13 protein-coding genes are annotated in these 18,942 nt (G+C 39.1%); 8 read left to right on the top strand and 5 right to left on the bottom strand.

Annotated elements, in window-relative coordinates; genetic code table 11:
- Positions 1-126: 126 nt before the first annotated feature.
- A complete protein-coding gene (locus A5816_RS15470) occupies positions 127-2,325 on the bottom strand; it encodes a helix-turn-helix domain-containing protein (RefSeq protein ID WP_086311714.1) in 2,199 nt (732 codons plus the stop codon).
- 231 nt (positions 2,326-2,556) lie between these two features.
- Here A5816_RS15470 and A5816_RS15465 point away from each other — a divergent pair, with 231 nt between their 5' ends.
- From A5816_RS15465 to A5816_RS15435, 7 genes are all read left to right on the top strand, one after another.
- The gene (locus A5816_RS15465; protein ID WP_086311713.1) at positions 2,557-3,549 is read left to right on the top strand and encodes a LacI family DNA-binding transcriptional regulator; all 993 of its coding nucleotides are present in this window, start codon (positions 2,557-2,559) and stop codon (positions 3,547-3,549) included.
- Between the two features lie 60 nt (positions 3,550-3,609).
- Positions 3,610-5,031 (top strand): tagaturonate reductase, encoded by a 1,422-nt coding sequence (locus tag A5816_RS15460; protein ID WP_086311712.1) that lies wholly within the window; start codon positions 3,610-3,612, stop codon positions 5,029-5,031.
- On the top strand, positions 5,024-6,523 hold the full coding sequence (locus A5816_RS15455) for a UxaA family hydrolase (RefSeq protein WP_010733456.1): 1,500 nt from the start codon (positions 5,024-5,026) through the stop codon (positions 6,521-6,523). The genes A5816_RS15460 and A5816_RS15455 overlap by 8 nt, the downstream gene beginning before the upstream one ends.
- Positions 6,524-6,561: 38 nt before the next feature.
- Entirely contained in the window at positions 6,562-7,956 is a 1,395-nt protein-coding gene (gene uxaC / locus A5816_RS15450) for a glucuronate isomerase (RefSeq protein ID WP_086311711.1), read from the top strand.
- Positions 7,957-8,114: 158 nt separating this feature from the next.
- Entirely contained in the window at positions 8,115-8,798 is a 684-nt protein-coding gene (locus tag A5816_RS15445) for a rhamnogalacturonan acetylesterase (protein WP_086311710.1), read from the top strand.
- A gap of 1 nt (position 8,799) precedes the next feature.
- Positions 8,800-9,636 (top strand): sugar phosphate isomerase/epimerase, encoded by an 837-nt coding sequence (locus tag A5816_RS15440; RefSeq protein ID WP_086311709.1) that lies wholly within the window; start codon positions 8,800-8,802, stop codon positions 9,634-9,636.
- A gap of 10 nt (positions 9,637-9,646) precedes the next feature.
- Positions 9,647-11,401 (top strand): ABC transporter ATP-binding protein, encoded by a 1,755-nt coding sequence (locus A5816_RS15435; RefSeq protein WP_002343148.1) that lies wholly within the window; start codon positions 9,647-9,649, stop codon positions 11,399-11,401.
- 274 nt (positions 11,402-11,675) lie between these two features.
- Here A5816_RS15435 and A5816_RS15430 read toward each other — a convergent pair whose 3' ends face one another.
- Together A5816_RS15430 and A5816_RS15425 are read right to left on the bottom strand one after the other, a co-directional pair.
- Positions 11,676-12,017: a YlbF family regulator gene (locus tag A5816_RS15430; protein ID WP_002285994.1), complete on the bottom strand. Its 342-nt coding sequence runs from the start codon at positions 12,015-12,017 to the stop codon at positions 11,676-11,678.
- A gap of 67 nt (positions 12,018-12,084) precedes the next feature.
- Positions 12,085-14,256, bottom strand: coding sequence for a PBP1A family penicillin-binding protein (locus A5816_RS15425; RefSeq protein WP_086311708.1), 2,172 nt, complete (start codon positions 14,254-14,256; stop codon positions 12,085-12,087).
- Positions 14,257-14,466: 210 nt separating this feature from the next.
- Here A5816_RS15425 and A5816_RS15420 point away from each other — a divergent pair, with 210 nt between their 5' ends.
- Positions 14,467-15,324: an RluA family pseudouridine synthase gene (locus tag A5816_RS15420; RefSeq protein ID WP_025478393.1), complete on the top strand. Its 858-nt coding sequence runs from the start codon at positions 14,467-14,469 to the stop codon at positions 15,322-15,324.
- A 70-nt stretch (positions 15,325-15,394) separates the two neighbouring features.
- On the opposite strand, the gene A5816_RS15415 is transcribed toward A5816_RS15420, so the two are convergent.
- Entirely contained in the window at positions 15,395-16,252 is an 858-nt protein-coding gene (locus A5816_RS15415) for an ROK family protein (protein ID WP_002373210.1), read from the bottom strand.
- Complete coding sequence (locus tag A5816_RS15410) at positions 16,253-18,940, bottom strand: alpha-mannosidase (RefSeq protein ID WP_086311707.1); 2,688 nt, start codon at positions 18,938-18,940, stop codon at positions 16,253-16,255. It lies immediately after the preceding gene.
- Positions 18,941-18,942 lie beyond the last annotated feature (2 nt).

Below are 18,942 nucleotides of genomic sequence, written 5' to 3'. Positions count from 1 at the left end.
AGCTTTGGTCACAGTCCTTTTTGCGTGCTTAGCCTTGAAATTTAACTATCCATAAAGACAAATATTAAGGTTATTCACCTTTCTTTTATTGCTTGAATCAGATCACAAGAAAAACAGCCTCTTGTTTCACAAATATTTTTTTCGATATTCTCCCGGAGTGATCGATTCCTTCTTTTTGAAGAAACGAATAAAATTTTGCGGATTTCGATATTGCAGTTTTTCTGCAATATCTTTCACAGAGAGGTTGGTCTCTTTCAACCACTTTTTCGCTACCTCTAGACGATGATTTTGAACAAAATCACCAAATTTTTCTCCTGTTTCCTTTTTAAATACATTGCTTAAATAATTAGGGTTATAGTGCAACCTATCAGCAATCACATCTAGAGATAGATCACGGTCATATTCTGTATAGACGATGTGCATGATATTCTCCGAAAGATTTTTAAATTCATGATCAGTGATTGCTTGAGAACATTCTGTGATTGGCAAGACTAATTGTTCTAAAACAAGTTTTTCTAGCTCTTTAGGATGATAATTGTTCAATGCTTTTACATAAATTTGTTTCATGTTATCAAAATTTTTTGAATCTACTCCCAATAACTGACCTAATTGAACAAGTTCATTGATCAAACGGACCGAAACTACTTCTCGGCTCAGAGGATTTTTATTTTGTGCGAACAATGCATTAATTAATTCATGTACCAACTTCCTTACTTCCTGATTTCCGGAACGAATAGCTTCAAACAATCGATTCTGTTCTTCTACTGGGTATCTAATAAGCGTTTTTTCATGCGCAGCAGGTACAATTTCCTGATAAAATATGATCGAACTCGGACCAGTATTTACACGATAATACAGGGCTTCTTTTGCTCGGTCAACCGATTGCTTGCTTTCATTCAGCGTTTCGAACCGATTACTGATACCTATACTCACAGTTAATTTCAAGTATTCTTTTACACGTTTTTGAATGAGTCGGCAATATTCCATGACTTTTTTGCTTGCTTCTGCATCGTCTTTATCCATTCGATAAATAGTGGCTTGCATTTCTTCATTCAAAACGATCGGCAGCATTCGATTTTCCTTTGGCACAATTTCCGTAATCATGTTGTTGATTGCTAAAAGTAGCAAATCACGCTCCCCACCGTGACTATCTTCTAACAGATCGATTTGAACCAAAGCTGTATAATAGCAGTCATTTTGAGAACTATAACCAAATTGCTGCAACCGCTGATCTAGTTCTCGCCTTTCTACTCGATTTCTAAATAAACTAAGTACAAATAGCGTTTCCAGTTGCGGCTTTTGGGTAACTAAGTGTGCACTTAACGCTTCTTTTTCTCCTATGATCCGACTGACTGATTGAGCGACCAAATCTAGTTCTTTCCCGCTGAATCCTTTTGATTTAAGATTCAAACGTTCCTGAATTTGAGAAATTGGACGGGCAAATCTGTCCGAAAATAAATAGGAAAGGAGACCGATCAGTCCTACTAGCGTCAAAGACACTGCAACTAACCCGATTCTCAGATTGCGAATCGTTGCTCCAATTGCACTAGAATCAACTTCTAATCTGTAAATCCAATTATTATAATCTGACTTCAGTACGATATAGGATGTCCCATTTTCTCTTATCACTTTCAACTGGTTGTAATCTAGATCCACATCCGCTAATGCATCTGGCTGTCCTTCTTCTTTTACTTTCTGTGTAGAAAAAAGCTTCCCATCTTCGTTTTCAATAGAAAGTATATCTTCTCCACTTTCACCAACAACTTGTTCTATTGTATGTTTCTCTATCGTAGCAATTCCCAATGCATATTTTTCTTTTTCAAACATTGGCAAAGGAATTACCATTTCGATTCCTTTGTTTTTCTTTTGCCAAAATAAATTATCTTTGTTATTTATGTACTTCTGTTGATACCTTTCAACTTCCTCTTCGGTCAGTTGATTCAACGATCCATTGATTACTCCCCATTTACCAGCTAAACTGACTAAATCATAATTATTATCATCCATAACAATTGTTTCTATAAAGTTTAGTTCTTTCCTGATTTCAGAATAAGTGGAGTAATTTGTATATGTCAGCGGATGCTTGAATATATCCGAGAAATTTTTGGTCGAACCATACGTAGAAAACGAATATTCGATCGTTCTGATTTTCCATTCAACGTTCGTTTTGACTTGCCTGAGCAGATTTTTTTTATCTGTTAAATAACTCGATTCGATCGACTCATAGGTATTCTGATAAATGAATAAACTAAATCCTATGACAAGTACGGCTCCTAATAAAAACATCGGTAAAAATATTTTATAAAATACTGTACTTTTCTTCATTTTCTTCCTCTCTTTCCTTTTAAATAAAAGGCTTTCATTTTTCTGTAAAATTGATACTCATCTAATTAAATGAGCATTCCCCGCTTTTAAGAATAGCATAATTAAAAATAAAAATCCAAGTAATTTTTAACGTGTGCAATCTTTTCATACCAAAGATCTATTGACTTATCGTAGTTATCGTAATATGATGAATGCGTTAACAAAAAGTGAAAAAGTAAGGAAAATGATGGAATGGTAACGATCAAAGATATCGCTAAAGCAGCTGGTGTTTCTCATACGACAGTTTCTCGTGCTTTGAATAACAGCAGTTTAATCAAAAATGAAACAAAACAAAAAATACGGAAACTAGCTAAGGAAATGAATTATTCGCCGAACTATAGTGCAAAAGGTTTAGTAAATCAAAAAAAATATCTGATCGGGCTGTTTTTCTCAAGTTTGCATAAAGGAACTTCATCAAATTTCCTAGCAGATTCCATTGCAGGTATCCATTCAGTGTTGGACACAAACTACAGCTTATCTGTCGAAAGTATCGATGCTGTTGATTTAACAGAAATCAATTTGCAACGTTATGATGGTCTAATCGTTATGAGTCAAAGTGATGAAGATCAGCCTTTTATCGATTATCTAAAAGAAAAAGAGTTTCCCTTCGTCGTTGTCAATCGTCACATCAATGATCCAGCGGTTATCAATGTTACTGCCGATGATGCGGCCGGTGTTATGCAGGCAGTAGATTACGGTATTGGGTGCGGACATACGAAGATCGCTTATATTGGTGGGAAGAAAAACTTTCGTTCGACAAAAGAACGGGAAAAAGGTGTATTGGACAGTCTAAAAAAAGCAAGCATCCCTGCCAATCCAGCCTATTTTTTAACAGGAGACTACAGCTTAGAAAGCGGCCTCCAAAACATGGAGTACCTATTATCGCTTTCTGACCTGCCTACTCTGGTTTTTTGTGGCAACGACGACATAGCGATTGGTGCATTGAGAGCTGTACATTCAGCTGGTCTTCGTGTTCCCCAGAACATTTCTCTGATTGGGTTCGATGATTCTCCAGTCGTCTCCTATCTTAATCCACCGCTTACTACAGTACACAAACCGTTGAAAGAAATGTGTCAAGTAGGAACAAAGCTTTTACTGGATTTGATTGAAGACAGGCCGATCGAACAATCTAAAATGGAGCTCTCCACCTTACTGATGCTTCGTGAGTCGATCAATTACTTGTAAACTGCAAGTAATTTTATATAAAAATGTTAACGTGTGCATAACACAGAAAGGAAGTAATCTATGAATAAACTGACAAAAGAATTAGTGAAAAAAAACGAGGCTCCCGTAAAAGTTCTTCAATTCGGCGAAGGCAATTTTATGCGCGGATTTGTTGATTGGCAGATTCAGCAACTGAATAACCAACAATTGTTTAAAGGAAATGTCGCCATCATTCAGCCTTTAGAACAAGGTCTTGGGAATATGATGAACCAGCAAGACAATTTATATACGGTCATTTTACAAGGACTCAGCAATGGCGAAATCGTTGATACTTCCGAGATTATCACCATAGTAGAACAAATGATCAATCCTTATCATGAATGGGATGCTTATCTTTCTCTAGCAGAAAATGACGACTTGACCTATATTGTTTCCAATACAACAGAGGCAGGAATCCAATTTGTGGAGACTGATGAACGAACAGATACGCCACCACAGAGCTTCCCGGGCAAACTGACAGCCTTTTTATACCGACGTTTCGAATTAAACAAAGCTGGTTTTACAATTATTCCTTGTGAATTGATTGACAGAAACGGTGAACGTCTAAAAGAAATCATTTTACGCTACGCAGAAAAATGGGATTTAGAACCTGCTTTTATTGAGTGGTTAGAGAAAGAAAATGTTTTCTGTTGTAGTTTAGTTGACCGCATCGTCCCAGGTTATCCTCGTGAGGATGCCGATGTTTTCAATCAACGACATAACTATGAAGATCAATTGATGGTCAAAGCGGAACCATTCATGCTTTGGGTAATCGAAGGGCCTAAAGAGTTGGAGAATCAACTACCATTCAAACAGGCTGGCTTGAATGTCATCATCACAGATGATATGACTCCTTATCGTGAACGTAAGGTGCATTTGCTTAATGGACCGCACACAGCGATGGTCCCTCTTGCTTTGTTGGCGGAATTGGAAACTGTAGAAGAAGTAATGAAAGATCCTTTATTCTCCGCTTATGTTGATCAGCTATTCGATCTAGAATTGATTCCTATGCTTTCTTTACCTAAAGATGAATTAGCCATTTATGCTGATCAAATCAAAGAACGTTTCTTGAATCCTTTTGCCCATCACAAATTAGAAGCGATTTCATTAAATAGTGTTTCAAAATTCAGCACCCGTCTGCTTCCGGTCTTCAAGAAGTATATCGAAGAAAAAAATCAGGTACCACCGCTAATCTCTGTTTCACTAGCTACGTTACTTCTTATGTATCGAGGCGATCAAGTAAAGCCCCATGATGATGAAAAGACGATAAACGAATTTGCTGATGCTTGGTCTGATAATGAAACAGCTATTCTTCGATTATTGCAAAACGCTGCGCTTTGGGGAGAAGATTTGTCTCAATTACCGAATGTGGCAGATACTGTTCAAGAAATGGCTACAAAAATCGATCAAAAAGGTGTCCGAGCAGTATTACAAGAATTGAAAGGAACGATGGTCCATGCTTGAAACCCTGCAACCAACAATGAAACTAAACCAACGAGACAGTGTTGTTGTCGCATTAACACCTATCCCAAAGCAAACACAACTGACGATTGATCAGCAAACGATCACCACTCTTGAAGATATCCCGCAAGGTCACAAGATTGCATTGAGTGATTTGAAAGCTGGAGACAACGTAATCAAATATGGCTATCCAATCGGGCATGTGACGACAGACGTAACTGCCGGTCAATGGCTGCATACTCATAATGTAAAAACCAACCTTTCTGGTGAATTGGATTATCGATATGAAAAAGATGTCCATCCAAGTCATTATCCTTTTGAGAACCGAACATTTCAAGGCTACTTACGAAAAAATGGAAAAGTAGGGATTCGTAATGACTTGTTCTTAGTCCCTACCGTTGGGTGTGTGAATGGTATTGCTGAACTGATCGTCAAACAGTTCAAAGAAAAACATCCGGATCTGGGACAGTTTGACCATATTACGATTTTAAAGCATCCCTACGGCTGTTCACAGCTTGGAAAAGATCATCAAAATACTCGAGAAATCTTAGCAGACGCGGTAAACCATCCAAATGCTGGCGGAGTTTTAGTGTTTGGATTAGGTTGCGAGAACAATACCGTTCCTGAATTCAAAAAAATTTTAGGTGAATATGATGAAGAACGAGTGAAATTTCTAGTGGCTCAAGATGTCTATGATGAGATCGAACAAGGCGTAGCTCTACTAGAAGAACTTTTAACTGCGGCCGAAAACGACCAGCGAATATCAGTCCCGCTCTCTAAGTTGAATGTCGGTTTGAAATGCGGCGGTTCTGATGGTCTATCGGGAATAACTGCCAATCCTTTGCTTGGTGCATTTTCTGATTACTTGATTGCTCAAGGAGGTAGCACGATCTTAACAGAAGTGCCAGAAATGTTTGGCGCAGAACAAGTATTGATGGCACGAGCGGAAAATGAAAAAGTTTTTGGTTCAATCGTTGACTTGATCAATGACTTCAAACAGTATTTCTTGTCTTACGGGGAACCAGTTTACGAAAACCCATCTCCTGGTAATAAAGCAGGTGGGATCACTACATTAGAAGATAAGTCTTTAGGCTGCACGCAAAAATCAGGAAGCTCTCCTGTCGTTGATGTGCTGCAATATGGCGAAAAAATCAGAAAACCAGGGCTTAGTTTATTGCAAGCTCCCGGGAATGATCTTGTAGCTGCCTCTGCTCTTGCTTCATCCGATTGCCAGTTGGTCTTGTTTACCACAGGAAGAGGGACTCCGTTTGGCTCATATGTCCCAACGGTCAAGGTATCTACGAATACGACTCTTTTTGAACGCAAAGGTCATTGGATGGACTTTAATGCAGGCGTCTTATTAGACCAGCCAATGGAAGTGATCTTAGAATCATTTGTTCAAAAAATCATCGCTGTAGCTAGTGGAGAAGAAACGAAAAATGAACAAAATGACGTTCGAGAAATTGCCATTTTTAAAAACGGAGTAACACTTTGATTTTCATAAAACAGTATAAAAAGAAAGAAGGAAGATTTATGTTTTTATCTGATGATTTTTTATTAAAAGACGATTGGGCGAAAAAGCTTTATCATTCTTACGCAAAAAATATGCCCATTATTGATTATCACTGTCACTTAGATCCAAAAGAAATTTACGAAAACAACAATTTCAGCAATCTGACAGAAGCTTGGTTAGGAGGCGATCATTACAAATGGCGCTTGATGCGAGCTTGCGGCGTGCCTGAAGAAAAAATCACAGGAAATGCTTCTGATTTTGAAAAATTTTTAGCTTGGTGTCAAACCGTACCAAAAATTATCGGAAATCCGCTTTACAGTTGGTCACATCTTGAATTGAAGCGTTTCTTCGATATTGACTTATTGATAAATGAAGAAAACGCAGAGAAAATTTGGGCACAAGCAAATGAAATTTTGGCAACTCCTGATTTCCGTCGACGGGAAATCGCGAAAAAATCAAATGTAGAAGTGATTTGTACGACAGATGATCCAGCAGATGACTTACACTATCATCAATTGCTTGCTCATGAAGAACCAGATTTGAAAGTTCTCCCTTCATTCCGTCCAGATAAAGCACTCAATATTGAAAAAGAAGGATTTAATGCATGGATCACACTACTGGAAGAAGCAGCTGACCAAACGATCACCACCTATCAAGAACTGATCGAAGTCTTAGGGCAGCGGATAGAATACTTCCATCAACATGGATGTCGTGTTTCCGACCACGCTTTAGATACCTTACGCTATAAAGAAGCGGATGAAACAGTATTAGAAGAGATTTTTCAAAAAGCACGAGCTAACAAACTATTATCTTCAGATGAAATCGATGCTTATCGTACAGAAACACTGATACGTTTGACCCACTTCTATCATTCTCATAATTGGACGATGCAGCTACACATTCATGCTTATCGTAATTGTAATACACAAATGTTGGAAAAATTAGGACCCGATACCGGCTATGATGGAATGAATGATCTTTCTTTGACTATTCCTCTGCAAAAATTATTGAATCGTGCAGAAGAAACGGATCAGTTGCCAAAAACGATCCTCTATTCACTGAATCCAAATGACTACCCTGCGATTTTAGCTTTGATGGGCTGTTTCCAAAAAGAACAGAATGGAAAACTGCAGTTAGGTTCTGGATGGTGGTACAACGATACTCGAGCTGGTATGCGCGGTCAATTGACACAGTTTGCTGATGGTAGTGCTTTGGGGAATTTTGTCGGCATGCTGACGGATTCAAGAAGTTTCCTTTCTTACACTAGACATGAATATTTCCGTCGTGTTCTTTGTGAATTTTTAGGCGAAATGGTTATGCGAGGAGAAGCACCTGAGGATGAACAACTTTTAGGAAGTCTAGTTCAAGCGATTAGTTATACAAATGCTAAAAATTACTTTGGCTTTTTTGCCTAATTGATTAATAGTAACAGTAACGAATCAGAAACAGGATAGCGAAATAACGGAATCCGTTTATCCACGTTTTAGAGAAGAAGACGGAACAAATTTGCTCCGTCTTCTTCTCTTGCTGTTCTGCTTCATTGCCTATAAACCTTTATGAAAGAAGAGATAACATGCCTACTATCCATATTGCCGGTGATTCTACTGCGGCAGAAAAAGATGAAAACAAGCGTCCCGAGACAGGTTGGGGAGAAAAAATCTCTGCTTATTTTTCACCTGAGATCCAGATCAATAACCAAGCAAAGAATGGACGCAGCACCAAATCATTTATCCAGGAAGGAAGGTTAGCCCGTTTAGCTTCACAATTTCAGCCAAATGATTTCTTATTTGTACAATTTGGACATAACGACCAGAAAATCCAAGAAGAAAGAGGTACGCTTCCCTTCGGTAGCTATTTAAAAAATCTGCAGATATTTTTTGAATGCGCAAAAAAAGCGAACGTCCAAATGGTCTTGCTGACATCTGTGACGCGACGAGATTACTTAGAAAATGGAACATTGAATCCAGATATACTTGGAGACTATCCAAAAGCGATGCGTGCATTTGCTGAGAAACACCATATTCCGCTTTTAGATGTTTTCTCAAGATCACAAGAATGTTTCCAGACCTTTTCAAAAGAAGAGACAAAAAAATTCTATCTGCATCTTATGCCTAATAGTTGTGAAAATTACCCAGAGGGACTAAAGGATAATACCCACTTTAGTCCAGAAGGCGCTGATAAAGTTGCCCGAATAATTGCTGAATTGATAAAAGAATCCCGTCTGCCTCTTGCTGATTATTTACAAAAAGGAGTTTGAGATGTTTCCATTAAATTTAGGCATCCGTGCCCATGATTTAGATGTTCGAAATCGTGAAGAAATCGTTCAAAAAGTATCACAGCTTCACTTGTCACATATCCAATTTGCACCGCAAAAAGCATTTCCTGAACAACTTAAATTAACTGACATGACACTTGGGAGTGCTGCCTATTTTGGTGAATACTTCCAAAAAAACAATATCGAACTTTCCATTTTAGGATGCTATATCAACCTATCCAGCAAAAATCAAGAAGTTCGTGCACAAGCATTAGCAACTTTCAAACAGCAAATTGCTCTGTGCTCTGCCTATCAAGCCAAGATGATCGCTACGGAAACTGGTAGTGTCTCTGTCGGTTACACAAAAGAAAATTTTACTGAAGAAGCTTATCAGATCGCTAGAAATTCTGTCATTGAATTAGTCGCTCATGCAGAAAATTTTGGCGTAACTGTTGCTGTTGAAGCAGGAATCAATCATCCAATCTATAACTATCAGTTAGCCAAACGTTTAGTTGATGAAGTAGCTTCACCAAATTTAAAAATCATTTTAGACTGTGCGAATTTGATTCACAAAGAAAATCATGCTGATCAGGAGAAAGTGATCCGAGGTGCCTTGGACAATTTACAGGGTTGTATTACAGCGCTTCATCTCAAAGACTACATCATGGAAAATGGAAAGATCCGCATGGTTCCTGTTGGCAAAGGCTGTTTAGATTTCCGCCCGGTACTGCATTATATCAAATATGAGCGTCCTCTAATGTACGCCACTCTTGAAGCTACTCCTGAGATTTATGTTCCTGAAGCAATAGAACACTTGCAGTTTATTTACCAAGATTGTTAAGGAGAAGATTATGGAGGAACGAATACAGAAAAGTTATCAAAAATATCATGCAAATGCTTTTCAGACATTGCTGCATCTTTATCAGGGGAATTATTGGCGCTTTGCCATGTCAGGACTCTTTTTTATTATCAAACATCTTCCATCTTGGTTAATGCCGATCGCTATTGCCAATGTAATCAATGCAGCTTCATCAAAAGATTCCTCTCAATTGCAGGCGATTTATTTCAACGCTTTTTTGATGACTTGTCTGATCGGTCAAAATATATTGACGAATTATTTTCATGTAAAATACCATAGCACTTCGATCCGGCAAGTAGAAGCTGGACTAAGAGCGACTCTTATCAAGAAAATCCAAGAACTTTCTATTCCCTATCAAAAAGAATTGCAATCTGGCCGGATCCAATCAAAGATCATCCGTGATGTAGAAGCCATCCAAACGTTGTCCTCTCAAGTATTTGTCAGCGGATTGAACATTGCTGTCAATTTATTCGTGGCTTTAGGTATCACGCTTTATAGAAGTCCTGTTGTTTTCTTGTTTTTCTTATTGACTGTCCCTCTCGCCGCGTTAGTTACTCTTTTTTTCCGGAAAAGGATCAGACAGTCCAATTCAGATTTCCGGCAAGAAATGGAAGAGACTTCTGCAAAAGTGATCGAAGTGATCGAATTAGCACCGATAGCTCGAGCTCATGGGTTAGAAAAACACGAAACAACTCGCTTAAATAAGCATTTTACCCAAATCTATGAAAAAGGATTCCACTTAGATATCCTGCAATCTGTTTTCGGATCAGTCAGCTGGGCTAGTTTTCAGATATTTCAACTGATTTGTTTGATTTTCACTGGGATATTAGCTTTACAAGGGCGTATTCAACCAGGTGATGTCGTGATGTATCAGACATATTTCACAACGATCGTCAATTCCGTTTCTGGAATGATCACACTGATTCCTACGATTTCAAAAGGCATGGAATCTATTACTTCTATTGGTGAACTGTTGATTGCTGGCGATGTAGAAACTTATCACGGTAAGAAAAAAATCCAACATTTGGATGGAAATTTTCGTTTTGAGGATGTTTCTTTTCATTACCCGGACTCACTCAAGCCGATTATCGATCATTTTTCTCTAGAGGTGAAAGCTGGAGAAACAATTGCTTTTGTTGGGCCATCTGGTTCTGGAAAATCTACACTCCTTAACTTATTGATTGGATTTATCCAGCCGTCTTCAGGGAGGATTTTCCTAGATAATCAGCCTTTGGATGAATTGGATATGCGAAGTGTGCGTAATTATTTAGCCGTTGTTCCTCAAACCACTTTGTTGTTCTCCGCTTCGATCAAAGAGAACATTACTTATGGCTTGAAAAACGTATCAAAAGAACGTTTAGATGAAGTCATCGAAGCTGCGCAACTTTCTTCACTGATTGACCAGCTTCCTGATGGTCTGGATACCTTAGTAGGCGAACATGGCAACAAGCTGTCTGGTGGCCAAAAACAACGTATCTCCATTGCACGAGCATTGATACGTCAGCCGAAAATCATTTTGCTAGATGAAGCAACTTCAGCTTTAGATAACCAGTCAGAGAAAAAAATCCAGCAGGCCCTGAATTACCTGACAGAAACACCCACTACTTTTATTGTGGCTCATCGGCTTTCAACGATCAAAGAGGCAGATAAAATCGTCGTGATCGATGAAGGAAAAATCGTTGAGATGGGGACTTACGAAGAGCTGTTAGCTCAAGAGGGCTATTTTTACCGTTTGAAAAATGAATGACAAAAAAAGGAGAGACGACAAGACTTTTGTCGTCTCTCCTATTTCTGAATAAACGGTGTTCTCCTGCCAACTCCTCGGTTACAAATCACAATAGTCATCAAACATGAGAAGCTGTTTTTTGAAATTGTTCCTTGTCACTCAGAGTTAAACGGTAGGCTCACGACCTCTTGGTAAACGGTGTTCAAGAGACAGTCTATCGGCAATAAGAAGCAATTTTGTCATCGCTCAAGGCTGAACGTCTCTTTCACAACCTCTGTTGTTTCATAAAATAGTTCTATTCGCTGTAAAGGTCGCGAACTGGCGTCATGATAATCCGGTTCAAGTCATTGATGATCGTACTGAACCCTTGTTCTTTTTGCATTAAATCATTGATTACTTCTTCTGATTGGATTTTCACAGCCATTTCTTGTGCTTTCATTGCATCTTCGTCGCTGAATTCTTGTCCACTCATTTGTTTTTCTTGTAATTCGATTTGCATCGCTTGGAAGTCTTTGAACAGCTTGTGTGCTTCTTCGTTTGCTTGTACTTTCTCGTACGCTTCTTTCAACGCTTTGAATTCTGGTAATTCACGGATCTCACGTTCGATCTGATTCGCGCTATCGTAGATGTTTGACATGTTATGCCCTCTTTTCTTTTAGTAGTTACTCTCTATTGTAACATGGGGTTATTCGTTTTCAAAGGGTCTACTCTCCTTGATATTTCCGCCAGAGATCTTTAGCCGCTTCACCAATTCCCTGAACGCCTTCTTTCACCATATCGCCGAAATTCTTCAATCCTTCTTTTGCTTGTTCACCGTATTGATTCAAGTTATCTTGCCAATTTCCAGACTCTCCATTAGAATTGCCTGTTTTTCCAACTTGATCTGCTGCTACCACTTGCCCTCCTGTGGCATAGGCATCAGCTACACTAAATCCTGTTTTGGAAGTATAAGGAAGGATACCTTCTGCCGCTGATTTGAAGACTTTCCCGACAACATTTCCACTTGTCCCTTCCAAATAATGCAGCTTGCTAGATTCTTCATACCCCATCCATGTCGAAATCACTACATCTGGCGTATACCCGATCATCCATTGGTCATTTGCTTTCGTGGCATCGAAATTAGTTTCTGTGGTTCCTGTTTTCCCTGCTATCGTATAACCTGCAGGATTCGCAGCTGCTGCTGTCCCATTTGAGAATGTACCAAGAAGCATGCTGGTCATTTCATCGGCTGTTTCCTTTGATATGACCTGTTTTGGCTTTTTGTTTGTATTATCGATGATCACCGCTCCAGTTGAATCAACGATTTTCGTGATGAGATGCGGCGTATACATCTGACCTTCATTGGCAAATGCACTGTAAGCACCCGCCATGATCAATGGAGATACTCCTTTTTCTAATCCGCCAAGAGCTAAGCCATAATACTTATCAGATTTTGCTAAAGGCAGGCCGAATTCTTCTGCTTTATCATAGCCTTTTTGTAAACCGATCTCATGCAAAAGCCATACAGCAGGCAAGTTCAAACTTTGTGCAACAGCCTGATACATCGGTACTTCTCCTTGATATGTCCCGTCAAAATTATGCGCATCGTAATAACTTTGCGGTTCATCTTTCAAGACACTAGAAGGCTTGTAACCAGCTTCCAACGCTGGTGTATACACGCTTAATGGTTTGATCGTTGATCCTGGAGAACGGCGCATCTGTGTAGCAAAGCTGAATCCTCTAAAGACATGATCTCCTCTTCGTCCTACTAATGCTTGTACACCGCCTGTATTCGGATCTAAAGCTACTGAAGCAGATTGGACCATGGCACCATCTGAAGCATTTGCTGGGAATAATGCATTATTTTGATAAGTAGCTTCTAATTGCTTTTGGTAATCCTGATCTAAAGCTGTATAGATTTTATAGCCTTTATTCATGACATCTTCTTCATCAAGACCATACTCGTTAACTGCTTCATCGATCACTGCATCAAAATAATAAGGATAACGATAACCAGAATCTGAATTGTCGTATGTGTCATGAAGATAAGCACTGATGTCTGTCTGGCTTTCTGCTTGTTCTTGTTCTTTTGTGATTTTTCCGTTTTCTTCCATTACGCTTAGTACTGTGTTTTTCCGATCATTCGCATTTTCTGGGTGATCAATCGGATTATAAATACCAGGACCTTTCAGCATTCCTGCCAAAGTAGCAGCCTCAGATAGCGTAACATTCGTTGCATCTACTCCAAAATACTTTCTGGAAGCGTCTTGGACACCCCATACCCCGTTGCCAAAATAGGCATTGTTAAGATACATGGTCAAGATTTCTTCTTTGCTGTACTTCTTTTCGATCTCGATTGCCAAAAATAATTCCTTCGCTTTTCGATCAAATGTTTGATCTAATGTCAGATAAGCATTTTTGGCAAGCTGCTGAGTAATCGTACTTCCTCCGCCCCCTGATGTTCCGCCAGACAAAACCATCCGAACAGCCGCACGGGCGATTCCTTTGATATCAAACCCGTGATGTTCGTAAAAATTCCTATCTTCTGTCGAGATCACCGCATCTTGGATATAGGGAGAAATCGCGTTTAATTCTACGTATGTCCCTTTTTGGGCGTACAGTGTGCCAGCTTCTTCATTTTTCTTATCATAAATGACTGTCGATTGGCTTAATCCAGATTTTAACGTTTCGACATTTGCTTGTTTGGCTAAAATAAAAAGGTAGATACTTGTCACTAAGACGCAGATCAAACCAATCAGCAAAATCAATTTGTTCACATGATATTTTTTCCAAATGCGCTTTCGCCATCGATGGAATTGTCCGAGATATGGTCTGATCCATCGCCAAAAACTGATCAAAGCAGCTTTTATCTTTCCTAAAATGCTTTGAAAATCCATTCGCTTCTTCTCCTGTCTATTCAATTCAATCGTCTTATTTTACCATAATGAAAGAGTGTTTTCTTCCTGCTTAAGTTGTAGTTCGATTTGTTTTTTTTCGTTAGTGCAAGTAGAGTAACATAAGAATAAACAGAAAAATGTAAGTTTTTTCTTAAATATGTTTTAAAAATGGTACAATTAGTCTGCAATTTTACCGAAAGGAGTACACTTGTGAAAATCACGATCACTTTACCTATGAACCATCCTGAAACAACGATTCGCGACTTGCTTGAAAAGGAATGGTTAGTTCCTAGAAAGGTTCGGCACTTTTTGCGTATACGTAAAAACGTTTGGATCAATCAACAACCTGCTTTGTTCCATCATGAAGTAAAAGGCAATGACCAGATCACATTGTTATTCGAAGAAACAGATTATAATTATCAAGAAGTCCAATTAGGAGACGCGAAGCACATCCGTGTTTTATATGAAGATGAACATTTGATTATAGTGGATAAGCCTGCAGGAATGAAAACTCATCCAAACGAACCAACAGAAAACAGTACCTTGCTCAATCACTTAGCTGCTTATCTCGATACGAAAAAACAACGACCTTACGTTGTCCACCGTTTGGACAAAGAAACAAGCGGCGCTGTTTTATTTGCAAAAAACCCATTTGTCTTGCCGATACTTGGAAGAATGTTGGAACAAAAAATGATCTATCGGAGATATCAAGCCATCGTATGGGGGAAAATCGCCAAAGATAGGACTATTACCAATAAAATCGGACGCGATCGCCATGATCGGAGAAAACGGGTCGTAGATGATAAAAATGGTCAGAATGCCTTGACACATGTCACTGTCGACAAAATACTTTCTGGAAAAACACAAGTGTATTGTGTTTTGGAAACCGGTCGTACGCACCAGATCAGAGTTCACTTAGCTCATATAGGGCATCCAATCGTTGGAGACCCTCTCTACCAAAATAGACCAGCTGAACGACTGATGCTCCATGCATTAGAACTGCACATGATCCATCCATTTACTCAAGAAAAAATAGTTGGTAAAGCTTTACCCGGATTGTGGAAATAGAAAGAAGAAAGAACGTAGTCTTATCATTATCTGCTGATAAGACTACGTTCTTTTTGTGTAACTTGTCTGCTTACTTTTGATGTTCGTGTTCTGCTAACAGCAAACTACCGATAATCCCACTTTCATTCGGCAGTCCCCAACGAACGATATATTCACTTACTTGAGGTGTTTCCATGTAGCCACCCATCAATTCAACAAATTGCTGACGGATTTTTTGAAGGAGATGATCCTGATTCATTACCCCGCCGCCTAAAATAATCTTTTCAGGTGCTAACGTCAACGTATAGTTGATCAGTGCTTGAGCAATATAAAAAGCTTGAATATCCCAAATCGGATGATCTTGCGGCAGATCTTGCCCTTTGATCCCTATACGTGCCTCAATAGACGGACCTGCCGCTAATCCTTCTAAACAGTCTTTATGATAAGGACAAGTGCCTTCATATTGATCATCTGGATGGCGTTTTACCCAAATATGTCCCATTTCAGGATGTGCGATCCCTGAAAAAATTTCCTCATTAATCACGACACCTGCACCGATTCCTGTTCCCACGGTAAGGTAAATACAACTATTTTTCCCTTGTGCTGCCCCTTGCTTCAGCTCCCCGTATGCAGCCGCATTGACATCCGTCGTCCAAGCAACAGGAACATTGTAGCGTTTCCTGATTGTGCCGAGAAAATCAAATTGTGCCCATCCTTTTTTGGGAGTTGCCAAAACGTATCCGTAATTATCTTTTGTTTGGTCGATACCAATCGGGCCGAATGAGCCAATCCCGATTCCCTTCAGTTCATAACGATCAAAAAATTCAAATACCTGATCCAATGTTTCTTCTGGTGTTGTGGTAGGGATACTTGTTTTTTCCAAAATCTCTCCACCTTCTGAAACCGCACACACAAATTTTGTTCCGCCTGCTTCTATTCCGCCATACATTTAGTTTTCCTCCTCGAATCCGATTGTCCGAATTTCATAAGGTTGGATTATCGGGACAACCGATTGCTGCGTTGGTTCTTCAAGCAGATTCAATATGACCGTTTTTCGATTGTCTTTAGTTATTTCTAACTTTCCTAAATGACTAGACATATTGAAACCTCTCACTACTACTTTATCACTAAACTTACTCCGTTTCAAAGCTGTAATTGCAAACGTTTCACTTTCTATCGTTAAATATTGTTGTTTCGATGCCAATGTTCCTTCATGATGTTTGATTTGTTGAGTGGAAAAAGGAATCTGTGCCGCGTATGCATGCAAATAAGTAGAGAATGTTTCTTCTGGTCCATGTAGTTCAACGCTGTAATTGAACCGATGCTTACCTAAACACTGTGCTTCTGGTGTTGGAAAATACCCCCAATCTCCTAGTTCTCCCACACAGCGAAGTAGCGTCACCGCGATTTGTCCATCTGCTGTTACTTCATATTCATTCAAACCAAAGTTACCAACTGTTACACCGTACTGTTCATCATGAATATTGACAAATGCTTGTTGATGTTGCGGATTCGTGGGATTTTCCCAGCTCCTAGGTACATGGTTTGGGCGCTTTACTACTTCAAAAATACTATCTGCTTCGTGATGTTCCACATGTAACTTTGTAGGAAACAAGACACGCAATCGATGATCTTTCATTTGATTATCAAGAGTCGTTTCAAAGTCGATTTTTTTACTATCTTTTCTGACAGTCATGATCGTTTCTAGTTGAAGGATCCGTTTTTCTTTAGATCGTTCTGCTTTTCGATAACGAAATTCTACAACCATCCGTTGTTCTTTCTCTAAACGCTCGTCTGCAGAAACTGGAATCTCCATTTCCTGTAGAATACTTATTTTGGCTATTTCTGGTGTATCTACTAATACTTTTACTTCAGAGCCCTCTTGATTACTGGATAGGATTGGTTGATCATAGACAGGTTGCTTAAAGATATACTCGTTTCCTATATCACCGATATCTTCAAAAATATGCAGGTTATTCCATTTTCGTTTGTTTTTGCGATCTTCCATTGTAATGGTACCGTTTTTTTCAATCGTCAAACGCAGGTGGGCGTTTTCGACGATTCGTCCACTCTGACGGATCATTGTTTCCTTTTCTTCTGCTTTCGCTTCCCCTTCTACAAGCGCGAATGTTTCCCAAGAAAACGCCGGCATGTTTTCTATTGGTAAAGTTACCTTGATCGTTCTTGCCATATACGGCACACGGAAACGATCTTTCGGCAAATCATAACCAAACTGGACAGTTTCTTCAGATAAAATAGCTGGTATAGTGGCCCCGCTTTTTGTTTCTACGTGATACTTCTGTCTAGGCAACTGTTCTAACTCTTGATACAGTTGTTCAGGTATTCCTTCAGCGAATCTTTTTCTTGCTAATTCAATGGTTATTTCTGCTTCACCGCTTTTATCCATTCCCGCAGTATTTACAACGACAAATGGAAAGCTGTCTTTTGGAAATCCAGTTGTATCGATCGCTGTGGTCAGTTGTTCTAAAGAATCTTGTGCAAGATACTTTCCGACTTCATCTGCTTTTTCAAAACGAGGTATCATTTCCCGATGGGCAGAATCAACTGAACAACCGCAAATGCTGTCGTGAGGATGATTTTGCATTAATGTCTTCCAAGCATAATCTAATTGATCGTGGGGGTAAATCCCTGTAACTTCGTAAGCCATCGTCGCAAGTGGTTCTGTGATGTTTTCTAGCTGCCGTTGGACCTTGGTATTCCATTGCTTCAAGTAAACGCGAGTAGATGCTGTATTGGCTAAAGTATACCAGCCATCCGTTTCTTGACTTGTCAACTCTCCTTCTACTAAACCTAAGTCTTCTGGCAACTCTTGTCGAACTGCTTCCAGATAGTCAGTAAAATTAGAATGGATGAACTCGTAATCTGGAAACAGCTCATTTGCGAGATGAATTGCTTTTGATATATCTTTTTGTACTGGTTGATGATCAACACCATTCATCATTAATAGATGATCAGTAGATGCATATTGTTCTGCATCTGCTAATTTCTGCTTCCAAAAGACACGAGCAGCTTCTTTTTCTACGGGAATCTCATTCCCATTGCTATACCAATTAGCAAATAACAGACCAAAGATTGCTGTTTGATCAGGTCCTTTCCACCACATCTCTGAGTATTGAGAAGAATAGTTTTCTGCTTCCAGAACTTGATTGTCAAAGCCAATTGGTTTTACCCCACGGCCAAATGCCGCTGCTGAAATACCAGCTTGTTTCATTAATTGAGGCGTCTGTCCCATATTTCCAAATGTATCAGGAAAATAACCTAACATGACGGGGTTTCCCCATTTACGGCTTTCTTCCATACCAATCAGCATATTTCTCACGTTTGATTCCGAACTGATCAGAAAATCATCTTGCAAGATATAAAATGGTCCGATTCTTAATTTTCCTTCATTGATCGCTTGTTGGAGTGCCTGTCTTTTTTCTGGTCTTACTTGAAGATAGTCATCTAAAATAATCGTTTGCCCATCCAAATGAAAACTGTTGAAAGACGGATCAACTTCAAATAGCTCTAGTAGATCGTCTATCAATTCAATCAACCGCATGTGATGCTGTTCGTAAGCCATGTACCATTCACGATCCCAATGGCTATGAGAAATGATATATACTTTCTTTTTCATTT

This window comes from Enterococcus sp. 3G1_DIV0629 (assembly GCF_002141285.1).
Lineage (GTDB): Bacteria > Bacillota > Bacilli > Lactobacillales > Enterococcaceae > Enterococcus_B > Enterococcus_B lactis.
The sequence above is the reverse complement of the archived record's forward strand: the minus strand, read 5'-3'. Positions and strand labels throughout refer to the sequence as shown.

What these genes read in the sequence shown, in the direction of transcription:
- A5816_RS15470 (WP_086311714.1), bottom strand. Translation starts at nt 2,325, where the DNA reads ATGAAGAAAAGTACAGTATTTTATAAAATATTTTTACCGATGTTTTTA.
- A5816_RS15415 (WP_002373210.1), bottom strand. Translation starts at nt 16,252, where the DNA reads ATGTATGGCGGAATAGAAGCAGGCGGAACAAAATTTGTGTGTGCGGTT.
- A5816_RS15460 (WP_086311712.1), top strand. Translation starts at nt 3,610, where the DNA reads ATGAATAAACTGACAAAAGAATTAGTGAAAAAAAACGAGGCTCCCGTA.
- A5816_RS15410 (WP_086311707.1), bottom strand. Translation starts at nt 18,940, where the DNA reads ATGAAAAAGAAAGTATATATCATTTCTCATAGCCATTGGGATCGTGAA.
- A5816_RS15430 (WP_002285994.1), bottom strand. Translation starts at nt 12,017, where the DNA reads ATGTCAAACATCTACGATAGCGCGAATCAGATCGAACGTGAGATCCGT.
- A5816_RS15435 (WP_002343148.1), top strand. Translation starts at nt 9,647, where the DNA reads ATGGAGGAACGAATACAGAAAAGTTATCAAAAATATCATGCAAATGCT.
- uxaC (WP_086311711.1), top strand. Translation starts at nt 6,562, where the DNA reads ATGTTTTTATCTGATGATTTTTTATTAAAAGACGATTGGGCGAAAAAG.
- A5816_RS15425 (WP_086311708.1), bottom strand. Translation starts at nt 14,256, where the DNA reads ATGGATTTTCAAAGCATTTTAGGAAAGATAAAAGCTGCTTTGATCAGT.
- A5816_RS15445 (WP_086311710.1), top strand. Translation starts at nt 8,115, where the DNA reads ATGCCTACTATCCATATTGCCGGTGATTCTACTGCGGCAGAAAAAGAT.
- A5816_RS15465 (WP_086311713.1), top strand. Translation starts at nt 2,557, where the DNA reads ATGGTAACGATCAAAGATATCGCTAAAGCAGCTGGTGTTTCTCATACG.
- A5816_RS15440 (WP_086311709.1), top strand. Translation starts at nt 8,800, where the DNA reads ATGTTTCCATTAAATTTAGGCATCCGTGCCCATGATTTAGATGTTCGA.
- A5816_RS15455 (WP_010733456.1), top strand. Translation starts at nt 5,024, where the DNA reads ATGCTTGAAACCCTGCAACCAACAATGAAACTAAACCAACGAGACAGT.